This is a genomic window from Actinoplanes sp. NPDC051470 (genome assembly GCF_040682035.1).
GTDB lineage: Bacteria > Actinomycetota > Actinomycetes > Mycobacteriales > Micromonosporaceae > Actinoplanes.
In genome coordinates, this window is the sequence record NZ_JBFBAA010000036.1 from 1 (window position 1) to 26,116 (window position 26,116).

16 protein-coding genes are annotated in these 26,116 nt (G+C 69.3%); 4 read left to right on the forward strand and 12 right to left on the reverse strand.

The annotated features are described in order from the left end of the window. Window positions 1–108: 108 nt before the first annotated feature. The gene (locus AB0M54_RS40130) at window positions 109–990 is read left to right on the forward strand and encodes an alpha/beta fold hydrolase (protein ID WP_364323950.1); all 882 of its coding nucleotides are present in this window, start codon (window positions 109–111) and stop codon (window positions 988–990) included. 689 nt (window positions 991–1,679) lie between these two features. On the opposite strand, the gene AB0M54_RS40135 is transcribed toward AB0M54_RS40130, so the two are convergent. Genes AB0M54_RS40135 through AB0M54_RS40145 form a run of 3 tightly spaced genes read right to left on the reverse strand, consistent with a single transcriptional unit; the run spans window position 1,680 to window position 3,849 of the window. Beyond that, window positions 1,680–2,579, reverse strand: coding sequence for a TIGR03619 family F420-dependent LLM class oxidoreductase (locus AB0M54_RS40135; RefSeq protein WP_364477279.1), 900 nt, complete (start codon window positions 2,577–2,579; stop codon window positions 1,680–1,682). After that, the gene (locus tag AB0M54_RS40140) at window positions 2,486–3,157 is read right to left on the reverse strand and encodes a hypothetical protein (protein WP_364477281.1); all 672 of its coding nucleotides are present in this window, start codon (window positions 3,155–3,157) and stop codon (window positions 2,486–2,488) included. Before AB0M54_RS40140 ends, AB0M54_RS40135 begins: the two co-directional genes overlap by 94 nt. A 41-nt stretch (window positions 3,158–3,198) precedes the next feature. Then, the gene (locus AB0M54_RS40145) at window positions 3,199–3,849 is read right to left on the reverse strand and encodes a hypothetical protein (protein WP_364477283.1); all 651 of its coding nucleotides are present in this window, start codon (window positions 3,847–3,849) and stop codon (window positions 3,199–3,201) included. A gap of 513 nt (window positions 3,850–4,362) precedes the next feature. Between AB0M54_RS40145 and AB0M54_RS40150 the strand changes: the two genes are divergently transcribed. Then, entirely contained in the window at window positions 4,363–5,058 is a 696-nt protein-coding gene (locus AB0M54_RS40150; RefSeq protein ID WP_364477285.1) for a hypothetical protein, read from the forward strand. A gap of 47 nt (window positions 5,059–5,105) precedes the next feature. On the opposite strand, the gene AB0M54_RS40155 is transcribed toward AB0M54_RS40150, so the two are convergent. The 9 genes from AB0M54_RS40155 to AB0M54_RS40195 all read right to left on the reverse strand — a co-directional run bounded on the left by AB0M54_RS40155 (window position 5,106) and on the right by AB0M54_RS40195 (window position 21,928). After that, window positions 5,106–8,393: a right-handed parallel beta-helix repeat-containing protein gene (locus AB0M54_RS40155; RefSeq protein WP_364477288.1), complete on the reverse strand. Its 3,288-nt coding sequence runs from the start codon at window positions 8,391–8,393 to the stop codon at window positions 5,106–5,108. Between the two features lie 35 nt (window positions 8,394–8,428). Continuing rightward, the gene (locus AB0M54_RS40160) at window positions 8,429–10,951 is read right to left on the reverse strand and encodes a hypothetical protein (RefSeq protein WP_364477291.1); all 2,523 of its coding nucleotides are present in this window, start codon (window positions 10,949–10,951) and stop codon (window positions 8,429–8,431) included. Between the two features lie 12 nt (window positions 10,952–10,963). Further along, window positions 10,964–12,262 carry a type VII secretion protein EccB gene (gene eccB / locus AB0M54_RS40165; RefSeq protein WP_364477294.1) on the reverse strand — a complete coding sequence of 433 codons (1,299 nt, stop codon included), beginning with the start codon at window positions 12,260–12,262 and terminating at the stop codon, window positions 10,964–10,966. A gap of 10 nt (window positions 12,263–12,272) precedes the next feature. Further along, window positions 12,273–13,673 carry a type VII secretion integral membrane protein EccD gene (gene eccD, locus AB0M54_RS40170; RefSeq protein ID WP_364477297.1) on the reverse strand — a complete coding sequence of 467 codons (1,401 nt, stop codon included), beginning with the start codon at window positions 13,671–13,673 and terminating at the stop codon, window positions 12,273–12,275. After that, window positions 13,670–17,641, reverse strand: coding sequence for a type VII secretion protein EccCa (gene eccCa / locus AB0M54_RS40175; protein ID WP_364477300.1), 3,972 nt, complete (start codon window positions 17,639–17,641; stop codon window positions 13,670–13,672). The genes eccD and eccCa overlap by 4 nt, the downstream gene beginning before the upstream one ends. Next, a complete protein-coding gene (locus AB0M54_RS40180) occupies window positions 17,638–20,424 on the reverse strand; it encodes a hypothetical protein (protein WP_364477303.1) in 2,787 nt (928 codons plus the stop codon). The genes eccCa and AB0M54_RS40180 overlap by 4 nt, the downstream gene beginning before the upstream one ends. Window positions 20,425–20,497: 73 nt before the next feature. Further along, window positions 20,498–21,247, reverse strand: a complete 750-nt coding sequence (locus AB0M54_RS40185; RefSeq protein ID WP_364323924.1) for a hypothetical protein — start codon at window positions 21,245–21,247, stop codon at window positions 20,498–20,500. Between the two features lie 82 nt (window positions 21,248–21,329). Further along, the gene (locus AB0M54_RS40190) at window positions 21,330–21,641 is read right to left on the reverse strand and encodes a WXG100 family type VII secretion target (protein ID WP_364323922.1); all 312 of its coding nucleotides are present in this window, start codon (window positions 21,639–21,641) and stop codon (window positions 21,330–21,332) included. 35 nt (window positions 21,642–21,676) lie between these two features. After that, entirely contained in the window at window positions 21,677–21,928 is a 252-nt protein-coding gene (locus AB0M54_RS40195) for a hypothetical protein (RefSeq protein WP_364323920.1), read from the reverse strand. A gap of 381 nt (window positions 21,929–22,309) precedes the next feature. Between AB0M54_RS40195 and AB0M54_RS40200 the strand changes: the two genes are divergently transcribed. Beyond that, window positions 22,310–22,687 (forward strand): YbaB/EbfC family nucleoid-associated protein, encoded by a 378-nt coding sequence (locus AB0M54_RS40200; RefSeq protein ID WP_364323918.1) that lies wholly within the window; start codon window positions 22,310–22,312, stop codon window positions 22,685–22,687. A gap of 57 nt (window positions 22,688–22,744) precedes the next feature. Next, a partial coding sequence (locus AB0M54_RS40205) for a hypothetical protein (RefSeq protein ID WP_364477305.1) occupies window positions 22,745–26,116 on the forward strand: 3,372 nt, incomplete at its 3' end.

Sequence of the window (26,116 nt, forward strand, 5' to 3'; positions counted from 1 at the left end):
CGACGGGGTCTTTTCGTTGGTATGTCCCTCTCGCTGAGCGTGTTCGCTGACAGCCCATCACCAGTTATGTACCGAACCTTTGCCTACCCGCTTAGGGAAGAGGTTCACATGGGGTCATCGACTCCCGTCGTCCTGGTGCACGGCTTCTGGCACGGAACCTGGTGCTGGAGCCTCGTCACACAGGAACTGGCCGTTCGCGGCGTTCCCTCCGTGGCCGTGGACCTCGACGGGCACGGACTCAAGAACCACTCCCCCGCCGCGCGCTGGCAACGCCCGTTCGACCCGTCGGCGTACGCGGACGAGGTCTCCGCGGTGGTTGCCGTCAACGCGTCGTCCGCCGCCGCGACGCTGGTGGCCCAGCTGCGGCAGATCGGTCGCGGTCAGCCTTGCGTGGTCGTGGCTCACAGCATGGGTGGCACGGTGGCGACCCTGGCCGCCGAGTTGGCTCCCGAGCTCATCAGCGAACTCGTCTACCTCGCGGCCTTCGCTCCCTCCGGCCGGCCGGCGCTGGCATACGTCTTCTCCGAGGAGAACGCCGGGGAGCTGGTCTCACCGAATCTGATCGGTGACCCGGCGGCGATCGGAGCGCTGCGCCTGGACACCGGCGATGCCGGGCGGCGGGCGGCGCTGCGCGAGGCGTTCTATCAGGACGTGGACGAGGGGACGGCCGAAGCGGCTCTCACGCTGCTCGGCACGGACGGTCCGATCGGCATCGCGGCCGAGCCGATCATGGTCACCGCCGATCGGTTCGGGTCGATTCCGCACACGTACGTCGTGTGCCGGCAGGACAACGCGTTGCGCCCCGCCCTTCAGCGACGCCTCATCACCGAGATCGATGCCCTGTCCGCCCGGCCGACCCGGGTGATCGAGCTGGACTCGTCGCATTCACCGTTCTTCTCCCAGCCGGCCGTCCTCGCGGACAGCATCGTCGACGTCCGTCGCACCGCTGAGAGGCACAGCGGTCACTACACCGAGCCGACATCGGTGTAGTGGCCGCGGGATAGCGTTCCGGAACCTCTGGACGCCCGGGTTCTCGCTCGAGCACTCGTTGTCCCCGGCGGAGGTGGAAGTCCTGGGCGCGGACAAAGCCGGACCGGCAGTCGACCCGTGGGGAGTCTTTACCTTCCCTTATGGACAGAACCGTCCCGTCGCACGCGAGCGGGGATATTTTGGAAAAATGCGGATCCCGGCCACCTGTGTGTTCCTGATGACGTCCTCCGCCGGCCGGACGGCCCGCTCACTGCCGTCGAAAGGCCGGTGACCGTCGGCCCGGCGACTGGCTCGTCGATGAGAAAGCACAACGGTGTCTCCCGAGGCGTTGCCCTGGTCCTCGGCGCCGCCCTGCTCTGGGGAACCATCGGACCGGCTCAGATCCTGATCGGCCACGCGCTGCGTCCCGGCGCGGTGGCCGGCTGGCGGCACGTGCTCGGCGGCCTGCTTCTCTGCGTTTGCCCATGCCCGTCGGCGGCTTCGTGCGGCCCGAACAGGTCGGCCGGCCCCACCCCGCCGCCCGAGGAAGGGTCCGGATGCCGATCGCGGCCCGCGCGAACCCGAAGGCGAGTCGCGAGCGTTCCGCCATCAGGTAGTCGCCGTCGGAGTCGACCGCGAGCGCATCCAGCCCGAACTCGCCGCGCGCAGCCCGATCTGCGCGATCATGCCTTTCGAGGTCGATCACGCGTCTACCGCTGGGCCACGCCCTCGCGGGTCGACGCTTCGATCAGCTGCCCGAGCAGGCGGACCTGATCGGCGGTCGTGGTGAAGGCCTCGTTGGTGAGGAACACCTGGGTCACGCCGCTGCCCTCCAGCTCGGCGAGGTCGCCGGCCACCTGGGCCGCTGAGCCGCCGAGGAACGGCCGGTCGCCGGCGAGATCGGTCGCGGTGAGGGGCATGTTGACCCGCACCACCACCGACACCGAGTCCAGGTCACGGCCGGCCTCGACCACCGCGGTGAGGAACACTTTGACCAGCCCGAGCAGGGCGTCCTTGGTGAAGAGCATCGGGTTCAGGCCGTCAGCGATGCGGGCGGCGCGGCGGGCGCCGGCCGCGGTCACCGATCCGAGCAGCACCGGCAGGTGACGCTGAACCGGCTTCGGATTGATCTCCGACCGCTCGATGCGCACGAAGTCGCCGTCGAAGCTGACCGGGTCGGCGGCCCAGCAGGCGCGCAGAGCCGCCACGGTCTCGTCCAGGCCGTCACCGACCCGCTCCATGGGCACGCCGGTGCTCTCGAACTCCTGCGGCACCCACCCCTGCCCCAATCCGGCGATCACCCGGCCGGAGCTGAACTGGTCCAGCGTCGCGAGGCGCTTGGCCAGAAGGATGGGCGGTTGCAGCAACGCGTTCACCACGCTGGTGCCGAGCTTGATCGTCTCGGTGACGGCGGCGATGTGGCTCAAGGTCTCGATCGGGTCGAGAGCGTACTTGTACGGGCCCGGGACCGGGGACGGCGGCGCACCATGGAAGGACACGTCCGCCAGTGGCCTCATCAGCCTCTCCCCCGCCCAGACGGCGGCATAACCGAGATCCTCCGCGGCCCGCGCGATCGTGACGAGCTCGGCCGGTTCGACCTGTCCGCCCACGTTGGGTAGTCCGACACCCAGTTCCATGTTCTGCCTTCCGCTTGAACGTCTTCCGCAGACAGCGTCGTTCGCGAAGTTGTGGTCTCACGAACGTTTGGCCGAACAGGCAGCAAGGTCGACGCGGATCGCCAAGCGGTGCGCGACTCCGGTGCGGAGATCGGGCAGGTGCCCCCGCTGCCGTCGGCCAGCGATTCGGCGCACACGTCGCCGTCCTCGCCCTGCCAGGTGAGCAACGCCGGTTTCGCCGCCACCGTCATGGTGACCTTGCGCCGGCTCTTCTCGGTCGTCCATTCCTCCTGGCATCGCGTATCGGTGCGCTTCACCTGGTATGTCTTGCAGTAGGCCGCGCCGCCCATGAAGATGATCGGTTCCACGACCGCCGACCTCGCGGCCGGCTCGTAGGCGAACAGCTTCACCGCCGAGACGGTGCTCCCCCGCGTCAGGTCGGCGAAGCTGGGCTCCGGCCGCACCGGCCGGCCGGTGGCCACGGCCAGGGAGCCGCTCGGCGCCGGGCTCGGCGCGGTCGTGCCGGCGTTGCCGGTCGCGCAACCGCCGGTCAACAGCACGGCCGCCAGCACGACGAGAGTCCTCTTCACAGTTCTGTTCCTCCGTGTCGGCATCAGTTGTTCCAGATCCTCGGGTTTCCGGCGGGCAGCTCCGTGCCGGCCGCGTCGTAGGCGACGAGGTCCGTGACGTCCTCCGGCGATTCGCCGATCGGCTCGAACCAGAAGATGGCCACGGTGGTGTCCACGCTCCAGGTCGCGATCCGCGCGGTCACCACGCCACCGCCGGACCGGCCGGTGATCCTGGTCGCCGCGCCCACGTAGTAGCCGAAGGCGGGCTGGATCAGGCCGTTCTCGTAGGTCATCGGTGCCTGCATGGGATGGAAGCCGGCTGCCCGGTCCGAGCCCTCATCCTCGTGGAGCTCGAACGGATCGGTCGTCCTCCCGCCGGTGCTGTGCCGCGCGATGGTGAGCCCGAACGTCGTCCCCGGCGCGCTCGGATCGCGGACCCGGTTCGCGTAGAGCACCCAGGTGTGGTCGCGGCCCGCGGTGATCCGGGTGTCGATGGCGTCCCCGAGGGCGCCGGAGACCCGGGGCGGTACGGGCCGGGCCGTCGCCGAGACCGATGCGGCCGGGACGGGCGCCCGTCCCAACCGGCCGGGCAGGTGCCCGATGCCGAGGACGGCCGCCGCGACCACCATCGCGGCGGCGCCGCCGGCCGCGATCCGGCGGCGGCGCCGGACCCACCGGCACGACCGTTCCGTCACGGTGTTCTGGTTCGACCCGGCGGACCGTACCGAGGGCCCGATGAGCGCCCTCACCGCCGTCGACGCCGCCGGCCGCAAGCTGACCGCGGCTCCGCTCTGGCACCCCCGCTCACCACGACGGCTGCCGCCATCACGACCGAGGCGATCAGCCAGCTCCTGCGGGTGCGGTTCATGTCATAACTCCTTGATCGAAGCCGGTATGTGCTTACGCCGATCAAGACGAGACACGCTCCTGCCAGGTCTCGCCGCAAAACTGCGACGAGACTCTCCGGGACTTTTCCGTACGCTCATCCGTCCCCGCGGCCGGAACCGCTGAACAGGCAGTGGATGGTGCCCGCCCGGTCAACCCGGCCGGCGAGTCGTGCAACGGGGCGACCCCTCGAGCCTGATACGCGCACCATTTCCTTCCCCTAAGGACGATCCGGCCGGCCGCGGGCCGGCTGCCGCCTATCGTCGGGCTGGGTACCTGTGTCTACCGGCCGCGAGAATGGAGCCCCCATGACGTCCGACTCGGTGTACGCCGACCCCGATGGCATCGAAGCGCTCTCGTCCCCGTACGCCGCGAGCGCCGCGCAGTTCGCGGCGCTCTCGCCGGCCTTCGCCGACATCTCCGCGACGCTGCTCTGGGGACTGGCCGACGACGAGACGGCCGCCCAGATCAAGCCCATCGTCGCCGGAGCGATGACGGCCGTCTACGCCAACGTCGACACACGCCGGCAGAAGCTCGAGGCTTACGGCAACCAATTCACGACGACCAGCAAGAACTTCCGCGAAGCCGGTGCCGAGGTCGACCATCACGCGCACGGGTACGCCAAGGCCGTGCGAGAGCTCCCGGTTTCCGGCGGAAGCACGGCGAGCCCGGTGGGCGGCACCACCGGTGCCGTGGCTCACCCGGAAAGCACCACTGGTTCCAGCCCCGGCGTTCCCCTCGAGAGGCGACGAGCCACGGATGTCGTGCCGAACGCCGATGGATTCACCCCGGTCCACGTGGAGCCGCGGCACCAGACGGAGCCGAACGAAGGACGGTTCGCTCCTACCCCGCCCCTGGGCGCGCCGGGGGAAAGAGTCGCGGCGTCGGTGGAGAACGAATCCCAGGACGGCGGTCAGCCCTACGTCCTGCTTCCGGCTCCCGACCCACTGACGCTCGCGGAGCGGGACGAGCTCAACACACCACTGATTGCGTACACCAAGCAGCCGAATCAGCCCTGAGCCGGACCGCGGCGTCCGTCCTGACGGGCGGACGCCGCGTCCCGCTGTCACACGAAAGCGAGCCCGGACTTCCCCGCGCTCGCCTGCGCATAGCCCACATCGGCCATCGTCAATGTTTTCACCGCCGCCGTCCGCGACAGGCCGGCGGCGAAGACATGGGCGGCGCGGACGCTGCGGTCGGGCAGCCCCGCCGCTCCCTTGACCACCGCTTCCCGGACGTCGGCGGAGAGCTCGTGCCCGTGCCTCAGCAGGTAACGCACGGCGATCTCCCCCACTTCGGCGACGCTGTACGCCGGCACGGTCCACCGTTGCCCGAAGCACTCCAGCAATCGCCCCGGCACGGAATCCACCGTCTCCGGCTCGGTGATCAGGATGGTGACCGGCGCGCTGACCCCGTGCACGGCATGGGACAGCTCATCGACCATCTCGCTCACGAAGGCGTCGGTCGCGGACACGTCCCAGCGGATGGCCAGAACACCGCTCTCGGCGTCGCCCAGGGCATTCGCGACGAGGCTGTGCGCCTGGCCCGGCCAGCGCGCGGCCAAGGCCCCGGAGGCCGAGACGGTCACCAGATGACCGGTCGGCAGGCAGCCGAGCTCGGACAACGCCCGTGCATAGAGACTCGCGAGTTCCCGGCGCCCGCTGCCGGCCGGTCCGACCAGGACGACGTTGGCGTCGCCAGGGGCCGCCGGGCGGCCCTTCACCGCCAGCGCGGTCACCTTCGCCGCGATCCCCCGCCGGGCCTCCTCGGCGCCGACCAGCTCGCCGATCCGCCGCCACGCGACGCTCGCCTGCAAGGCCTGCCGCGGGTCACCGGTGGCGTCGAGCTGAGGGGCGGGCGCGACCGGCGCACCGGCGAGCTCCGCGAGTTCCGGTGCGAGGTCGGCCGCCGTCAGCCGGTTGAGCTCGTTGTCCTTGGCCGGTGGGGAAACCACCAGCCGGGACGCCTGATGGTTGATCATGGCTTCGAACAGCTTGCGGGCCACCCGGCCGTTGCCGAAGGTCGATCCCTTGGGCGTCCGCTCGAAGAATTCGGTGACCGCCTCGATCGCGTCGTCGGTGAGCTCGTAGTAGTGCTTCCGGCAGAGGTTGGTGGTGATGGTGACCAGCTCGTCGACGCTGTAGTTGGGGAACTCGATGGTGCGGGTGAACCGGGAGCCGAGGCCCGGGTTGGAGTCGAGGAACCGCTCCATGAGCTCGGAGTAGCCCGCCACGATCACCACGATCTCGTCGCGGTGGTCCTCCATCATCTTCATCAGCGCGTCGATGGCCTCCTGGCCGAAGTCCGGCCCGGACCCGCCCGAGCCGGCCGACAGGGTGTACGCCTCGTCGATGAACAGAACCCCGCCCATCGCCTTGGTGACGAGCTCGGTGGTCTTGATCGCGGTGGAACCGATGTACTGGCCGACCAGGTCGGCGCGCGACGCCTCGACCATGTGCCCTTGGGACAGCACGCCGAGCTCCTTGAGCACGGCGCCGTAGAGCCGGGCGACCGTGGTCTTGCCGGTGCCGGGTGGACCGGCGAAGACGAGATGCCGGCTCATCGGCGGCATCGGCAGACCGAGCTGCTGCCGCCGCTGCGCCATCGTGATGAGGTTGATCAGGCCTTTGACCTCGGCCTTGACACCGGCCAGGCCCACCAGGACGTCCAGGTCGGCGAGAGGTCCGGAGGTCGCGATCCTGGTTTCTCCCATCGTGCTCGGTTGTTCGTCCCACGCAGTTGACGGCGCGGCCGACGGGTCGCGCTCGGCCGGGACCGCTTCACTCCGTACGTCGCTCACGATCACGCGGTTCGACTCGGAGTCCCGGATGGCCAGGCCGCGACTGCCGCGCACCGTGGAACGTGTCAGCCGGACCGGCTCCAGCCCGGTGACCTGGACCCCGTCCTCGGCGCTGTCGAGAATCTGGCTCTCCACGATGTCGGCGCTGCCACCGGCCTCGACCAGCACGCCGTGCCGGCCCGCCGAGCGCACGCGGCCGCGGCTGGCCGTCAGGACCCCGCCGGTGATGCGGACACCGTCGCTCGACGCGTCGATGATTTCGGTGTCGTCGAGCGTCGCGACGGCCGCCGACTCGACGAGCAGTCCGCCTCCGCGGACCACCACGCCCGCGAGTTCGATCCGCGCGGCGTCCCGCGCGGTCACGGCTGCCTCGGCCGTGGCCGTGAGGTGGGCGTCCCGGATCGTCAGGCGGGCACCGCCCGAGGTCTCCACGATGGCACCACAGTGACTCGAGAGCTCGAGGTCGCTGAGTTCGCCGGTGCTCTCGCCGGCCAGCACGATCCCCCGGCCCTGCCGTACCTCGGCCTGCATTCCGTGCAGGACGACGCCCGACTTCGCCGTCACCTCGACGAGGTGCTCGGAGCTGCCCGAGATCCTCAGTTGCCGGAAGGCCGGAGCACCACCGCCGTCGACCCGGACACCGGACGGGCTGCCGGCGATCACACAGTTCTCGAACGTCGGTGCGCCGGTCCCGGCGACGTTCACGGCGCTCTTGCCGGCATCGGTGAAAAGGCAGTCGCGGAACGTCGGGGCGGCCGCGCCGGTGATGTGGACCGCCTGAGCGCCGGCCCGGCTGAACGTCGAGTCGGTGACGGTGACCTCGCCGTCGCCGCGGACGAAGACGTCCACGGAGACGCTGTCAGTCACGGTGAGCTCGGTGATCCGCGCGGCGCCGTGCTCGTCGATGACGACCGCGGGTTTGTCCGATCCGATCACTTCACAGAGTTCGACGGTGCACACCGCGGTTCCGGTCACGAAGATGCCGTTGCCCGTGACCTCGGTCATCCGGCACCGGCGCAATGCCAGTGACCCGACATCGGTGACGAGCACGGCCGATGAGCCGACATTGGTGATCCGGCAGTCCTCGACGGTGCTCGCCCGGCTGGACGTGACGACCACACCCGCACCGGCGCCGTTGGTGATGAGGCATCCGCGCATGGCGACCGATCCCTCGAGACGGGACAGCACCGTGGCCCAGGAGCGGCCGCGCAGTTCGCAGTCGTCGAGGGCGGCCTCCCCCTGGTGGACATCCACGGCCGCGAGCTTCTCGTCGTCGCTCGACAGCATCAGGCCACGCAACGAGGCCCCGGTGCCGCTGACCACGAGCACGCTGCCTACCGCGGTGTGGACCGTGACGGTCCCGGCGCCGTCCTCGGCGCTGATCGTCACCTGCTTCGTGATGGTCAGCTGCTCCTCGTAGCGTCCCGCCCGGACGACGATCGAGGCTCCGTCCTCCGCGCGCGCCAAGGCCGCGCCGATGGTCGGGCAGGCGCCCGGCGCGCCGCCGCCGACAATGATCACCTGTCGGCCCATCGGGTGAGCGTTCTGACGCATGTCAACCACCTTCGGCTTGCAGTCTCATGAATCGCCTACGCGATACCGGGCGGGAGCACGAACCGGCCGGCGGCCGCAGTGCCGACCCGGGAGGGCCGGTCCTTGCCGGTCCAGCGTTCGACGTAGCGCTGCAGCGAAGCCACCGCCAGTTCGTCGAGGTTGATCCGGTCACCGGCGACCCGGCCGTCAGCGGCGATCTCGGTGCGCGACAACTCCCGCAGGAGCACCCGGCCACGGGCGGCGCCGCTCGGCTCGGTGGTCATCAGCACCTTGAAGCTGGTTCCGGGCAGGAAGAGCACCCGGTTGTCGGCTCGCTCATCCCCCTGGGGCTCGAATCCGGTGGTACGCCGGGCGGTCATCGCCCACACCAATATCTCGACGTCACCCTTGAGGTCCGGTGACGGCTCGGTGAGGGCGTTCAGGAAGCCCCATTCGGTGAGCAGTTTGTGCTTGTGGAGCAGGGTCCAGTGCGCGGCGGACAACGAGGTCGTGAAGGACGCCGGTCCCCGGTGCGACGGCATCGGGCCGAGCCCGGCCACGACGCACCGGGCGAACGGGACGTGCGGGCCTTTGCGGGCCGCGCGCAGGTCGGCGTCGATCGCCGATCCCTGCGAGGAGAGATACAGGCGTACGGCCACGCAGTCGCTGAGGATCTCCGCGGGCGTCCGTGAGTCGCCGGTCTGCAGCGCGGGCTGCTCGGACAGCATTCGCGACACCGACGACGCGACCCGGTCGAAGTCGTCGCTCAGCGTCCGTCGCAGCCACGCCCGCTCCTCCTGAAGGCCTCGAGCGGAGGGAATCGCCGACGAGGCCGCCACCGGAGTCGGCTGCAACCGCGGCGGGCGGCGGGAGCCGGTCGGCTCGGGATCCGGGACCGGCGGAACCGCCAGCGGGCCCGGTGGCAGGTCCGCGGCCGGCACCGGATCCGGATTCGGTGCCGGTTGGTGGGCCTCGACCGAGAGCGGACTCGGCGTCGAGGACGCGATCGACGTTGCCGGCGGCGGCTCGGCCGCCGGGGCCGGTACGGCCGCCGCCGCCCTGCCACGGGAATCATCCCGGTCGGCCGGTAGCGGCGCCACGCGGACGATCCTCATGGCCGTTGTCGGCTCGGCTTCCGTGTCGTCGGCCGGCGCAGACCGGAGTGCGGTGCTGGACGGGGGTGCGGGCACCATCGTCACGGCCGGGACCGGCGATGCGGTCGGTACCGGCGTCGGCGCCTCGACCCCGGCCCGTGCCACCGCTCGCGTCCGGTCCTCCGGGGGGCTGTCCCGGAACGCGGCGTCGGCTCCGGCGTCAGCCACGCCACTGCTCGAGGTGGCGGTGACCGCGGATGCTGCGACCAGCCGGCTGTGCTCCATCGTCGTCCGGTCGAGCCGCGCGATGAGATCCTCGGCCAGCACCCGCATCCGTACCGCTCGGGCCGGCGTCGTGTCGTCGAAGATGACCGTGTTGTTGTCGGCGGTGGGCCGGGTGGCCCGGATCGTCTCGGCGTGCCCGGGTACGGCCGTCGGCCGCATCCACAGACCGGCCTGGACGACCTCGACGACCGCGTCGCCGGCGTACCAGTAGACCAGCGGCTCGATCGGATCACCGGAGGCCAGCGGCGCGCGGTGATTCAGGACCTCGGGCATCGGCGCCGGGTCGTTGGCCCGGGCCCGGGGCCGGTAGGCCAGTTCCTCGGCGAACACCTGCCAGCCGAAGTTCCCGTTCTCCCGGACGGTGAACATCTTCGGCTGGACCGGGTCGCCGATCGGCATGCCGGTGAAACACACGACCTGCCTCTTGAACAGGTCGGCCAGCACCTGCCCGAGGGGTTCCGCGGTGGGCGCCAAGACCTTTCCGTAGGTGACGAACCTTGCCCGCGCCCGGCTCTGCTCGTCGAAGTCGCGCCAGAACCGGGCGATGTCGTCGAGCGAGATCGGCGGCGTGCCGGGGCAACCGAGGACGACGGTGAGTCGCTCCGGCTGGCACGGCAACGAGGCGACCAGCCAGTTCCAGTGGTCCCGGACGGCGCTCTCGGCCCGGGTGTCCCTGATCCACACGCCGCCGGGGATCGGTTCGGCAACGCCGGTCGCACTGGTCTGCAGGGGGGTGACGGCGGCGCGGTCCCACACCGGGACGGGGAAACGTTTCGCCTCCCAGCTCGGCGGCTTTCCGGCCCGGTAGCGCACCCAGCCGCTGTGCTGGGCGGAATGGATGAAGAGGGCTCCGGCCGTACCCCGCACGATCTGGCCGTGCGGGGCGATGACCACGCGGTCCAGCCGGGCCGAGAGGAACTGCCCGGCCAGGGTGGTCGTACCCGGTTCCTCGCCGCAGACGATCAGCCGGATGCCGCGTCGCTTGCGGGGGACGGCCCGCGCGATCGATTCCCACATCGCGTACGACAGGTCGCGTCGCAGATCGAGCAGGACGATCTCGTTGTCCGGGTCCACGGGTACGGCCATCGCGATCTCGCGGGCCTCGGAGCTCACCGCCTCCGAGGTGTGCAGGACGATCGCGTTGCCGATGGTCTGCCGTCCGAGAGAGTCGGTGTTGTCGTCGGGCGATCGTTGCGACATGGTCATCATCGGTCAGCCCTGCCGGGCCAGGTTGATCGCGTCACGATTCAGGTCGGGACCGGCCGGGAACAGGTCGAGCACGTAACGCGAGATCGGGACGGCCGGTGCCTGCCCCAGACCGAGAGCGTCGCGGGTCCTGGAGTTCGACAGGCGGTACCGTACGCCGTCATCGGTGATGAGGAAGAGGACCGGGTTGCCGGCGGCCGCGGACTTGTCCATCGCGTAGGCAAGCAGTCCGCGACCGGGCGGGGCCGCGTCCATGGCCGCGGGTTCCACGATCGCGATCGTCGATTCCATCCGGTTGCCCACGAACGCCTGGCGCTGGCAGAGGATCTTGCCGGCCGGGGACACCGGGGTCGCGGCGTCCAGTCCCGGGAACATGTCGAGCAACGTCCGGTCGCGCGAGCGAGGCGCGGCCACGAGCTCGGCGGCGTTGAGGGTCACCGGGGCGCCGTGGGAGACCGCCTGCAACAGCTCGAAGGCGGTCCGGTTGACCGGAGCGAGGCCGTCCTGGCGCAACACGAACAGCTGATCGCTGCCGTCGCCGCCCAGCCGGAACAGCCGGCCGATGGTGGCCGGTCGACCGGCGACCCGCGCGCCGGGAGACCCTTGCCCGGGCATCTTCGGGATCGACACCTGGCCGCCGTCCGGAAGCTCCCGAAGCCAGTCCGGCGGGACCGGCACGGGAAGCGCGCTGGCCGCGCCCAGCGCCACCGGCACCGCCGTGTCGGCCACCAGCATTCGGTGCTGCCGCCACAGGAGGTATGTCTGTGAGCCGGCCGACACGAGGAGGAAGGCGTTGTCATTCATCGGCGCCACGGCGGTCGAGCCGAGACTCACCGCGGCCTCACCACCCGAGGTGCAGACCTGCCACGGCCCGGTCGAGATCTGCCCGGCGGCCGGAACCAGCTGCGGCGCACCGATCAGACCGACCGGCCGGCCCCGCGGTACGCCGGCGAGCGACTTCGCCGAGACCGACACGGTGCCGTTCCCTCCGGAGATCAGCAGGGCCGAAGCGTGATTGAGCGTGCGGTGGAGCCGTCCGCCCACGTACACGTACTCGTTGACCGTGCCCTTCTCCTGGATGATCACCCCGGGCGTACGCCATTCCTTGCTCCCACCCGGCACCAGGAACCCGTAGACGCCGAATCCCGCCGCGGTCAGCAACCCGACGATGACCCCGATGACGATGCCCATGACCGTGCGCTTGGAGGGACTGTCCGGCTGAGTCGGATCGCCGAGCAGCAGGGCCGAGCTCATCCGGCCCATCTGGAACTCATGCGCGTGCACATGATCACGTTGAGTCTGCATCGCCCGCCCCCTATCCGAAGAGTCCGCGGGCCCAGCCGTAAACCCCGGCCAGCCAGAGCAGCAGCGGCAGAATCGACAGGCCGAGCACCAGGTCCAGCATGGTCGCGGTGAACTCCCAGACCGGCAGGAGCCGCTGCGGCCACGGCCGGAGCGCGGCCATGATCAGCACCACGGTCAGCGCGAGCAGTCCGGTGAGGATCAGCAGCCGCCCGTCGCCGAGCACCGATTCCGACAACCGGAACACCACCAGCAGGTAGCCGGAGCCACCGGCGACCACGAGCGAGACGCGCTGCCACAGACCGAGGAACGCCCGGGCCCGCAGCAGCAGCGAGCTCGAGACGACCAGCACCATCAGCGGACCGAGAAAGCCGTCCTCACCCAGCACCGCGTGCTGCAGGATCGGCGCGGTCAGACCCACCGTCACGCACAGCACGTTGAGATAGTTGTCAGCCCGATCGGTACGCCGCTGGATGTCATCAGCCTTCGCCGGCGTGATGTCGTACTGCAGCTCACTACCGGTCTTGGGCAGTTGGACCCCGCGCAGCCCGGCCAGCCGCAGGGTCATCTTCGCGGCCGACACCACCAGGCAGAAGATCAGCGACATGGTGATGCCCGCGGCCGTGGCGTGACTCATCTCGAAATAGCCGGCGATCGACAGCTCGAAGCCGAACACGACGCCGGTCAGGAACAGGACCAGCAACGGCGGGTACGGCAGGCGCCGCGCCCAGAGGAGATGGCAGACGTAGAGCGCCAGGGCGCTCACGACGATCGCGTCGCTCGCGGCCAGCAGGCTCGTCGCGCCGGGATCGAAGCGATCCGGCGCCGGGCTGGTCAGCCGGAGGAACGCCACCCCCGACAGGACGACCGCGGCCAGGCTGAACACCATCGCCGTGATCGCGTCCTTGCGGCGCGCGAACAGCACCGCCGTGAGCCCGAAGACGCCGACCAGAGTCAGTGCGGCGCTGACGCTCAGCACTCGCGTCCCCCGGTGGGCCAGGAAAGCCGCGAGGGCGGTCAGGGCCAGGCCCGAGAGGGCCAGGAACAGGGGCCGGCGGTATTCCGGCTGCCATCGGTCGTCGCGCCGGTTGATCATCGAGGCGATCCCGTCGGCCAGGTCGTCGTAGGCCAGCTCGGGGATGGCGTTCTCGTTGAGGGTCAGGTGGAACTCCTCACCGTCCAGCCAATCCAGTGACTCCGGCGTACCGCTGGGGTCGAATGCGGGCTCACCGAGTCGCTGGAGCCGCCAGATCCGTTCGCCGCCGACGCTCTCCTCCTCGTCGCCGCCGACCCGCCGGACCAGGGCCGGGATCAGCGCGGCGACCATGGTGGTGACCGGTACGGCGAGATCGATCCGCTTGTCCGGGCCGACGACCGTGATCCGGCAGATGTCGCTGTTCAATGCGGTCGTCATGCGTTTTCCTTCGCCGTCACGCCGGCCGTGACGATGCCGGTCTGGATCAGCTTCACGCCGCGGCGGGTCACGAGCTGGGCCCGGCCCGGCGGCAACTGCATGGGTGCGGCCTCGCCGATGAACCGGCCCTCGTCCTTCGGGTACGACAGCAGGGCCGCGGGCGAGCCGAGCTCCCAGATCCGCCTGATCACCGGATCGGTCATGGCCCGCATCGCCCCGGAGGTGCTCCGTGCGATGATCACATGCAGTCCGATGTGGACGCTCTGGGCGAGGACCGGGGTGATCGGCTCGAGCACGCTGCTCAGGCCGGAACTCAGCAGGTCGTAGTCGTCGATCACCACGAAGACCTCAGGGCCGTCCCACCAGTCCCGGCGCCGCAGCCGCTCGGACGAGATGTCCGTGCCCGGCATGCGTTCCTGCATCGACACCAGGGCCTGCCTGGCCAGCTCGTTCACCGCTTCACTGGTGATACCGCGGCCGACGACGTACTCGTCCGGGATCGCGGTGTCCAGGTCACGCCGGGGATCGCCGAGCACCACCTTCGCCTGGTCGGGTCGATACCGCTCGGCGATCGCCCGCAGCACGAGCCGCAAGGCGTTCGTCTTGCCGGTCTCGATGTCACCCATGACGAGCAGATGCGGCGTACTCATGAAGTCGTGCCAGACCGGTTCGATCCGGGTCTCGTCGTGACCGAGGCAGACCTTGAACTCGGGCTGAGCGGGCGGCAGATCCTCGACCTGCAACCGGGCCGGCAGCAGTCGCACCGGCGGGGCGGGCGGCCCAGGCCAGAACGTGGCGATCTCCTCGACGATCGCCTTGGTCGCCTCACCGAGGTCGACGTTTCCGCTGCGCCCGTCGAGCCGCGGCACGGCGGCCAGGAAGTGCATGCCGTCGCTGGTCATCCCCCGGCCGGCCTGGTCGGGCACCTGCGCCGCCTTGCGGTGGTTGACCTCCGACTCGATTGAGTCGCCGAGCCGCAGCTCCAGCTTGGTGCCGAGCAGATCGCGCAGCCAGGTACGGATCTCCGACCAGCGGGTGGCCGCGATGACGATGTGGATCCCGAAGGACAGCCCTCGCGAGGACAGCTCACGGATGCGGTCCTCGAGTGCCTCGAAGTCCTGCTTCAGGGTGAACCAGCCGTCGATGATGAGGAACACATGGCCGTGCGGATCGTGCAGCACGCCCCGGGCGCACGCGTCCAGATAGCTGCCGAGGGAGTCGAAGCCGTGTGCGGCGAAGGCGGCCTCACGCCGCTCCATGATGCCGGTGATCTCAGCGATCGTGCGGACCACCCGGTCGCGCTCCATCCGTGTGGCCACCGAGCCGGTGTGCGGCAGGCCGACGATGGGCATGATGCCGCCCCCGCCGAAGTCGAGGGCATAGAACTGGACCTCACGCGGGGTGTGGGTGAGGGCCAGCGACATGACGAACGTCCGCAGCAGCGTCGACTTGCCGCTCTGCGGGGCGCCGACGACGCCGACGTGGCCGTGCGCGCCCGAGACGTCGGCGATGAGCAGATCCCGGGTCTGATCGTACGGGCGGTCCACCACGCCGACCGGCACCCGAAGCCGGCCACGCAGCACCTCCCGCTGGACGATCATGCCGTGTTCCGGATCCGGGACGATCGACGGCAGCAGCGCGTCGAGACTCGGCGCGTCGGCCAGCGGTGGCAGCCAGACCTGGCGAGCTGGTGGGCCGGACCCGGCCAGCCGATCGATGAGCACGTCCATCAGGGCCGGATCGTCCGGCTGGGCGGCGTCGTGCGCCGGTTCCTCGATCGGGACGGCGACCGGTCGTCCGTACACGCCGGGCGCCGACGACATGGTACGGGTGCCGAACGGCACGATCTCGGCCACCACCCGCAGCCGGTCGTCCTCCTCGGCCGGTGCGATCCGACGGGCGTAGCCACCCGAGACGTACGCGCTCTTGAACCTGACCAGGCTGGTGATGTCGACCTTCAGATAACCGTTTCCGGGATCGGACGGCAGCTCGTACGCGGCGCCGACGCCGATGACCGCCCGCGACTCCATCGACGAGAAGGTGCGCAGCGCGATCCGGTAGGACAGGTGGCCCTCGACCCGGCTGATCCGGCCCTCGTCCAGCCGTTGCGAGGCGAGCAGCAGATGCACGCCGAGCGAGCGCCCCAACCGGCCGATCGAGACGAACAGGTCCATGAACTCGCTCTTGCTGCTGAGCAGCTCACTGAACTCGTCGACGATGACCAGCAGCACCGGGAACGGGACCAGGGGCGCGCCGGCGCCCCGCGCCTTCTCGTACTCGAACAGCGAGGCGTAGCCGCTCTCCCGCAGGAACTCCTGCCGGCGGGTCATCTCGCCGTTGAGCGCGTCCTGCATCCGGTCGACCAGCGGCAGCTCGTCGGCCAGGTTGGTGATGACCGCCGAGGTGTGCGGCAGCTTCTCCATGCCGATGAAGGTGGCGCCGCCCTTGAAGTCGACGAGCACCAGGTTGAGGATCTCCGACGAATGGGTCGCGGCGAGCGCGCAGACGAGCGTACGCAGAAGCTCGCTCTTGCCCGAACCGGTCGCACCGATGACCAGCCCGTGCGGGCCCATGCCGCCCTGCGCCGACTCCTTCAGGTCCAGCTCGATGACCTCGCCGCCCTCGGTCACGCCGATCGGCACCTGCAACCGGGCCCGCTGGGCGTGGCGGGTACGCCAGATCGCCGGGACGTCGAAGGAGTAGGCGTCCTTGATCCCGAGAAGGGTGGTGAGCTCGAAGTCCGACTCCAGCGACTCGTCGACGACCTCGAGCGTCCCGCTGGTCCGTTTCGGCGCGAGGATCCGGGCCAGGACCTCCGCCTCGGCCCGGCTCAGCGCGTCAGCCTCCGATCGGCCGGTCTTGGTCCCGGTGGGGTACTCGACCGCTCCGTCCCGGACGGTCAGCCGCAGCACCTTGGCGCCACCGGGAAGCCGGCCGGTCACGTCCAGCAGGAGCACGTTGCGGATTCCCTCACCGAGGAGCCGTGAAACCTCCGGGATCTCGATCGAGGCGGCGATGACGACGATGAACGGCTCGGACGCTCCCACCCGGGCGGTGGCGTCGTGCTCGCCGCGCTCGCCGAGGTCAGCGCCGAGCAGCGCCATCAGCTCGTCGTGATCGTGCGCGAACAGGCGGACCGGACCGGCCGCGTCGGTGTCGGTGGGATGGGCGTTGTGCGGCAGCCACTTGACCCATTCCCAGTCGTCGGCGTTGCCGTCGGTCAGCACCGCCAGCCGCAGCTCGTCCGGGGCATGAAAGGTCGCCAGCTGGCCGACGATCGCCCGGCAGAGATCCATGGACGCGGCGAACTCTCCGGCGAACTCGATGCTGGTGAAGCTCCGCGTGCCGATGGCCGTCGGCATTCCGTCGATCGTCAGGTAGGCCTCGGAGAAGCGTCGCAGCGAGATCGCCGACAGTGGTTCCAGGTCCTCGATCGGCTTGGTCGAGGGCGGGACATAGTGGATCGCCGAGTTCTGCGTGCCGAGCCCGATCCGTACCCGCCCGAAGTCGTCATGCACCGGCCGGCGTTCCCAGACCCGGCTGCCGGAGGCGATCGACCACAGCCGGGCCGGGTCGGGGTTGTTCCAGAAGACCGCGCTGCGCTGCTCGTCGGCGTCGGCGCGGGCCTTCTTGCGCAGCTGGGCGATGTAGCGCAGATAGTCGCGCCGCTCGGACTTCATCTTGGCCTTGCGCTCGCCGGTCGCCTTGCCGATCTGAACGAAGCCCATCGAGATCATGCCGACGAACATCACGCCGCCCATCACGTACATGGCGGGCGAGCGGCTGAACATGCCGAACATGAGCATCATGCCGCCCATGCCCAGCGCCATCGGCACGGCCATCAGGAAGGCGCGGATGTCGGGTGGCGCCGGTTCCGCCATGACCGGCGGCTCCTGCAGCTCGACGTCGCCGGTCGGCAGGGGCGGGCCCTCCAGGCGCGGCGGGCGCTTGACGGTGACCGTACTCATTCGATCACCCCCGGTCCCGCCGCGCGCGTCGGCCAGATGTCGTCTTCGGCCTGCAGGAGCCTCAGTGCCTGACGCTGGTCGGCGGACTTCTGGTCACCGGCCGTGGCGTCGTCCTCGCCGTCGTCCTGGTCGGCTTCGCCTCGCGTACGGGCCGCCTCGGCCGCGGCATCACGCTCCGCCATGAGCCGTTGCAGCGTGTCGTCGTCCGGCTCCGCGGCGGACATCTGCGGCGTGCCCTCGACATCGCCGTCCGACCTGGTCCTGCCTTCCCGCTCGGGACGCCACGCCCGCAACGGCGACGGTGACATGGCGGCGACCGCCATCATCGGCTGGTCCGTCACGGGCGGGGGCGGCGAGAACCACAGCGCATCGTCGTCTTCATCGTCTTCGCCGTCGTCCAGCGTGTTCCACGGCAGCCCGTCCTGGTCCCATGACCCGAAGTCGTCGTCGCCGTCCCCGACGACCGCGACGCGGTCGGCCGGCGGATCGGCCTCTTCGGGGACGGCCGGGAGGCCGGCCGGCGCCGGCGGCACGGACGGCCTGCTCTCGGCTGGGGGCGGCGGCGCGGGCCGAGGCGGGGGCGGAGCGCCGATGAAGCCTTCTCCCCCATGAGCCTGGCCGGCTCCACCCCTCGCTTGTTCCGGCGGCGCCGTGTCGCCCGACCAGGGCTCCGCGTTCGTGGCCACCAGAGCGGAGGCATCAGAGCGCTCCGGTGCGCCCGTACCGGTCGCGCCCGGCGGCATCATCGGCATCATCGGTGGCACACCGCCCGCCGAGCCGAGCTCCGGCGTCGCCGGATGCGTCACGCCACCGCCCGCCGCTGCATCGTCCTCCGGGACGCCCACACCGGAACCGGCCGGAAGACCCGGCGCTGTGCCGTCGAAGCCGGCACCACCCGGGGCGGCACCGCCCTCACCGCCAGGCGTGCCCGGGAAGGTCTCGCCCACCAGATCCGTACCCACGCCCGTCGTCCAGGGCGCGGTATCCGTCGCCAGCAGCCCCGCGGCGTCAGAACGCTCCGGTGCACCCGTACCGGTCGCACCCGGCGGCATCATCGGCATCATCGGCGGCACCCCACCCCCGGCGCCCGCGCCGCCGCCGAGCCCGGCCGCCGATCCGGCACCGGCACCAGCACCAGCACCAGCACCAGCACCAGCATTGGACCCCGCGGTGCTTCCGCCGCCGCTCCCGTCCAGGCCCCCGACGTGCGGCGCTTCCGGAATCGCGGCGCCGCCGGCCGCATCACCCAGTCCGCCGACATCGGCACCGCCGCCGGCGAAACCCGACGCACCGGAACCTGAGCCACCGCCCACTCCGGCCGGCGTTCCGGTGGGGGGCGCATCCGGCACCCACGGATCAGTACTGCCCGGCAACAGACCGGAAGAATCGGATCCGCTGCCGGAGTCGCCCGTCTTTCCGCCGCCGGTCGCGGCCGGCGGCAGGCTCGACGGTGGCAGATCAGGAACGGTCGTGCTTCCAGAACCCTCCGGAAGGATCGGACTCGAAACGGCCTCCGGCGGCGAGCCGAGGTTCTCGATGGTGGGCACCTTCGGAGGCACCGTGGCCGCCTTGCGTTCGTTGGCCGAAGCGCCGCCGCCGGACGCGCCCGGACCGTTTCCGCCCAGAGCGAAACCGCCCGGACCGGGCCCGGGACCGATGTCCTGCGGCGAACCCGCACCTGGGAAGTCGGGAACCTTGACGTCGGCCGTGCCGCCACCGCCACCTCCGCCGGTGCCGGCCTTCGAACCCGAACCCGGCGGTACGTAGGGGCTCAGGGCGTTCATCAACTCGTCCGGCGCCGATTTGCCCTGGCCGGATCCGGGCGGAGGGTCGCCGGGCGGAATCTCGATGTCGGGGATGTGTTCGCCGACTCGGTTGTTCTTGTCGTCGGGCGGCCCTTCGGGCTTCGGATCCTTGTCGTCGTCACCCGGGACTTTGATGTCTGGCACATGCTTGTCAGCACCCGGAGGCTTGTCAGCACCCGGAACATCGGGCGGCGGCTCCTTCGCAGGAGGTACCTTCGGTAGAGGAATGTCCGGCGCCTTGGGCGGCGGGGGCTTGAAGTCGGCCGGGTCCGGGGCAGGCGCGTGATAGACGTCCGTCTTGTACTTCGCCACCAACTGGGTCATCACCTTGCGCATCGCCGTCGTCATCTTCTCCGGCACCCCAGGTACCAGGCTGACGAAGACCGTGCCGTCGGGCTGCACGGCGTGCGGTTCGACGGTGGCCGCGTAATTCGCGTAGAAACTCTCGATCTTTGTCACCGCGGTGCGCGCCCACGACAGCGCGTTACCCGCCGTCCACAGCTGCGTTGCCACATTGGATGGTGGTTTGGTGGCGCCATCGAGCTTCACCTCGGACGTCAGCGGTGCGCCATAGAGAGTCGCGGCCCGCGCTTTCATGGACGCCGCGACATATTCCATCTTCCCCAGGAACGCCTCGGCCGCCGGCCCCGTCCAAGGGCGGCCCTCACCGGCAAGACCGCGTGCCTGCTTCAGCAGATTGTCGGCGATGGCCTCCATTTCGACGGTCGCCTGGGCGAACACGTTGCCCGCCGTGATGAGCGACGACGGGTCGACCATCCCCTGTCCCACCGTGGCTCCGGTCTTGGCGTTGGTGTCGGAACCGGTGAGCCCGCCGGAGCCGAACAGCCCCGCCTTGATCTGCTTCCAGTCGAACCCCATGTAGTCGCTCGTCGTAGCGGCGTTGGCCGCGGCCTTCTGCGTCGGGTCAAGAACGACGGAGCTGTCGGCGCCGGTTTTGAACGGCGAAGGGGATGTCATTACTGAAGAAACCCTATCGGCGATAACGTAGCTTGGATGACGCGGATCTTCGGCGCGACGAGGACGGAGAGGTTCAGGCCTCTTTCTTCTCCAGCCCGCCAAGCTGCCCGAAGGGTTCGGTCATGACTTTTGCGAGCTTCTCGGCCGTCATCTTGTTCATTTCCGACTCGTTGTCGTAATCCTTGCTGATCTCTTGAATCTTGTCGCAGATGAGCGTGAACGAGTAGTCGATCTTCGTCAGATAGTCAGTCGTGGCCGGTCGGACTCCGGCGGCTCCCTCGACAGCGTCCGTCAGGAGAGCGGCCGCGCTGAAAGCCGTCCCAGGCTTGATGGGACCGTCTTCGGAAAGAGTTTTGGCGACAGTCGCCAGGCGCAGGCGCAGCTTTTCCAGGTTGGAAGAAAAGGTCTTGAGGGCCTCGGTGTTGACTGCGAGCTTGGCATCACCATCCTCGCCGCCGGCGACCGGCGGTGGCAGGTCTCCGTCTTCGGGGGGATGCGCCTCTTCCTTCTTCTCCTGCTGACCGTCCCCGGGCAGGTAATTGGTGCCCTCGCCGTATGCGCCGTCCGACGCCGGATCCTCCAGAAACTTTCTCTCGACGAGTTCACGAAACTTCAGATACGCGGCCTTTTCATCATCGAGCTCAGTTAGGCTCGTCCAGTTGGAGTTCATCCACTGGTTGTCGCCGTAGCCGCTGGCGTATCGCTTCAAGAACTCCGTGGCATTGTGCACGTCGGCATCACTGAAATCCGATGGATAATCCTTGTGAATATCCTCCGGATTCACGTTGTACTTCAGTTTGCTATGCCAGTCTTCAATAGCCATTCCCTAGCCTTTACGTCGGGCCCTTGCTCCGGTTCGAAGGCCGGCCGCAGCGGCGGCCGCACGCCAGATGTCCCGCTGCGTTCTATCGGGGCAGACCAGCGCTGACGTCGCCCCAGCCGCTCGCGCTCCTAGCCTCGCCTCGCATGATCGCCGCCTTCATCTCGGCCAGCTTGGTCACAGCCACCCCGAGCGCGTTGTTCATATTCTGCGCACTGTTGCCCCACAGCAGTTGAGCCTTGTCATAGGCTTCACGAGACGGGCCGTGCCAAGTGTCGCGGTGCTGGTTCGCGAAATCATGGATCGCCGACAGCTGATCCCTGATCGTGCCGTTGGAGCGCTGAAGATTGTCGACTACGGTGTCAACCGCACCCGGGTTCATCTGCAGGTTTACCATGACGACTCCTTTCGTAGTTCAACCAGTTACGTATTTCAGATGGGAAGGCCGCGGACGACCGATCCGACCTGCGTGGCCGCGTCGGAGGCGTCGCCACTGGTGTGAGCAAGCGCCGCTACCTCCTCCTGCATTTTGTGAATGATCGCATCGAGGCTGCGGGTGATCGATCCGCAGGCTTCGTTCCATACGTTCATGGCATCGAAGTATTCCTTGGACCCGAAGTCCCCCTGAAACACCTTATGCAGCATCGCCACGTCATCCTCGACCCTCGCCTGGGCGTTGGTCATGCCGCCACGCGAACTGCTCAGCTGGCCGTAAACGGCGTGGAGAGTTCTTGAATCGCTACCGATACCACTGTTGTCAACCACGGTTCTCCTCGATGCCGGAGCGTGTCGGCGCGAACCGGCCGGTCGCGCCGACACCACTGTCACGGCAGTCGGCATCTGGTGCAAGTCACGGGATTTCCCATTGGCTCCCTGGCTGGCATGGGTGCCCCTTTGATCGACGCTCGACGCTGGGCCAACGATCTCGCGGGTAGGAATAATTGCGCGTTCGTCCGTCCACGCCGGACCACACTTGCCACCATCACTTCGGACGCCGTTGCATGACGGTCGGTCCACTATCTTCGGAAGTTAGGCAAACCTGTGAGCTTCTCGCATGACGAGCTGTTGAGCGCATTCCGTAAGCAGCGCGAGTCGGCGGCCGAACGCTACCGGCAGATCCAGGCCATCTCGGCGACGGCCACCTCTGCACGGCGCGAGGTGTCCGTGACCGTCTCGCATTCCGGTGCGGTACGAGACATCAAGTTCACCGGCACCGCTTACCGCCGGCTCGCGCCGGCCGAGCTCGCGACGCTCCTGATGGAGACGATCGATGAGGCCGCGAAGGAGGTGGCCGGCAAGCTCGCCGAGGTGCTCGCCCCGAGACTGCCACCCGGCGTGGACGTCGAGAAACTCCTCGCCGGCGACGTCGACCCGGCGTCGTTCCTGCCGGCCGCCGGGCCGACGCTGCCCCGCGAGATCGTGGAGTTCTTGCAGCAGGACTGAACGAGCGCATTCCCCTCGTACCTTCGACGACTGCAGCTTCAAAGGGGCGACTGACCGATGCCGTACGGCGATCTCGACATTCCTCGCGAGCTGTACGGGGTCTACGGGATGATCAAGTGGTTCGCCATGGGTGAGGACTACCCCCCACAGAGCGAATCCACGATACGGTCGGCCGAGGCCAAGATGGCCGCCTTCTCCGCCGACTACGCCCGCGCCTCCAGTGGCGTCGAACATCTCGCCGCGCGGATCCCGCAAGTCCTCGAAGGCGAGACCGCCGACCTGGCCTACGCCGAGACCAGCACCGTCATGCAGGGCGTCGCCGACGACCTCGCGCTGATGTCGATCGCCGCGCAACTGACCCTCGGCCTGGCCCTCACCACCGAGCACACCAAAATCACCCTCATCCAAGGCATGGCCTTCATCGCCGTCGAATTCGCCGAGGCCGTCACCTACCCCGGCATCGGCTTCGCCATCGCCATGGAATGGATCGCCTTCGGCGGCCTGCTCTTCTACGCCACCCGGGTCGCCGGCCGATCCAAACTGATGAACACGGCCGTGAAACTCGCCGAGCTCCGCGGCACCCCCGTGCCCGGCGCCGCCGGACGGTCCAGCAACCTCCAGGATCTCCTCCGGGCAGCCCAGCAGACCGGCAGCATCCCCAAGGTGTTCTCCGCCGCCACTGTCCGCGAGGCCCTCGAAAAACACGGCCTGATCAACATCGCCGCGAAAATGCTGAAGGAAGGCACCGAAGAAGGCGTCCAGGAAATCTCCGAGAACATCTTCGCCCAGGCCGTCCAGTACGCTCAGGAAAAGCGCAAGGGCACCAAGGACTTCGACACCGAAAGCGCCATCACCGACTTCGTCGCCGGCCTGCTCATCGGCCTGCTCATCTCCAAATACAACCTCATCGGCAACAAGATGTTCGGCAAGAACTTCATGCACCGGGGCAGAGTCCAAGGCCTGCTCGAGGGCGCCGCCGAAGTACCTGTCGAAGCCGGCATGATCGGCGTACTCGGCGGCAGCTTCGGCGGCCTCGGCGCCACCTTCGTCAACGCCTTCCTCACCGGCGCCCTGCCCATGGAACTCCACCACGCCCTCGAGCGCATGTTGGGCATCCAAGTCGCCCGCCACAACGACAACAACGGCGGCCACGACAACGACGACGCACCACCCCCCTACTCGCCGGCGCCACCCGCGTACGAGGAAGCCGCCAATCCCGGGCTACAGGCACCCCCTGTGGCCGCCGCGGGCGGGGCAAGGTCTGTTCCCACCGGCAGCACGAACGGCAACGGGGCACACGCAGGCGCAGCATCGAACCCGCCCGTTAGCACGACCGGACCAACCAGCACCCTCACGACGGCCGGAGCCACGTCGTCCAGCCGAGGAGTCGACAGCGGCTCCGCATCGCCCGCAGCCGGTAATCCGGCCAGTTCGGCCAGCACCCAGGGCAACGCCACCACCAACAGCGACGGCACAGCCGCCACCGTCGGCCAGCCCACCACCAACCAGACCGTTGACCAAACCGCAGCAACTCCCAACGGCACACCGGCCACCACCACAACCCCCGCCTCCGGTGCCACCCACCAGGCGCCGGCCGACGCGGCCGCAGGCGCCGCCGCCCAGCCGACGACTTCGGCTCCGGATGCCGTGGCCGCCACCTCCACGGCGGACACACCGGGCCAGGCACCACCGGCTACACCGGTAGGCACCGCGACCACATCTCCCGACGGGGTACAACAGCCGGCGTCGAGCCACACGTCGTCGGCCTCGACGAGCCACGACCCCGGCCTCTCCAACGCGGCCTCGCCCACCAGCCCAACCAACCAGCCTCCGGCGGCTTCTTCCAGCTCGGCGCCGACGACCGCCCAGGCGGGCCTGCCCCTGCACTACGACGGCAACGCCGCAGCCGCTGCCGTGAACCAGCCCTCGCCGCCACCGGCCGACACATCCAGCAACGCCACCACCGCTACTACTACCACCACCACACCGCCATCTCACCAGGGCCAGGAGATAACTCAATCCGGTACAACGCCGGCTGCCCCGCAATCGGGCACTACCGACCCAACCGCGGACTCGGCCGCCACGCCGCAAAACCCGGCACCCCAGGCCTCGGCGTCCGCCTCACAAACCACGAATCCGACCACCGCCCAAAACACCGCCGCACCCACGTCAGCGAGTAGTCAGCCGGCCCCCTCGAGCCGGAGCACAGTTGCCGGCCCGACTGCGGCTGACACACCGCTTCCGCTTTCGCACGCGGAGTCCAGCGCGCACGGAACCTCGGTCAGGGCTCCCGCAACGGCCGAGTCGGCGACCCAACCGTCGGCCTCCACAGCCGAGGCGACTCACGCGCGCGCCGAGCCTTCGACCGAGGGTGCGTTCGGCACCCGCCGGCCGATCGAGAAGCCATCCGACATCGAGGACCTGGGGCGCCTGGCCGTTCAAGCCGCGGGCAAACGGGCCCCGGGCGTGGTAGGGCCGCAGTGGTGTCTGGCCGTAGTGGACGAGTTCTGGCAACTGTCGGTGCCGTCCCGGTCCGCTCAAGGCAGGGCGGCCGACACCGACGCGCGGGACCGGGGCGCAGTGTGGCGCGGCGCGGTCCCACCGGCGTCCTGGCCACCGGTGACCAGCTTCGCGGCGGTGCGTCAGGGGCTCGGCGGCGCAGTGCCGGGCAGGCGGGCGGTGGTCTCGATGGGCCGGCCTTCACTCGGCTCAGGGTTCGGCCAGATCGGTCACGTCTTCGCGGTCATGTCGTTGCCGGATGGGACGCTTCACGCGTTCGACCCTGGAGATGGCCGCGGAGAACCCCCTCGCTCCTTCCCGGCGGATCAGCTGGAACAACGCGCCCGCGCCATCCTGGGCACTCAAGTCGATCTCCGATGGCAGGTCGTCGAGACTGACGGAACACCAGTGGCCGGACTACCGTCAACGGTCGGCTCATCCTCGCAGATCAGCGCGATGCTGGACTTGGGTGATACCCGCCGAGGCGCGGGCCGTCCACACTCACCGAACTCGCCCGATCGCCGTGATGACGTCCCTCCGGCGGTCTCCCTGCCTGGGCCCCGGTCTGAAGCGCTCCAGGGAGGTTCTCCCGGCGAACCCAGCGAACCGAAAGCTGCTGGACGCTTCGTGCCGAAGCTGGCTTCACAATCCCAGGCTCTCCGACCAGCACCCGAGCGGGCACCGGAGCCTCGGCCAGACTCCACCCCCGAACCCAACCCGCCGGACACGGTCAAAAACCCCATCGACCTGAACAAACCGCTGCCCGCTGTACCTGGCACGGCCGAACCCGCTCCGGACCTCGAACAGCCGTCCGAAGCCACTCCAGCACCAGATCCTCAACCACAGCCAGACCCGACCACCGAACCCGACGAGTCAACCGCGTCCGACGACAGCACCGAATTCACCGATGGCCTCGAACAATCCATAACA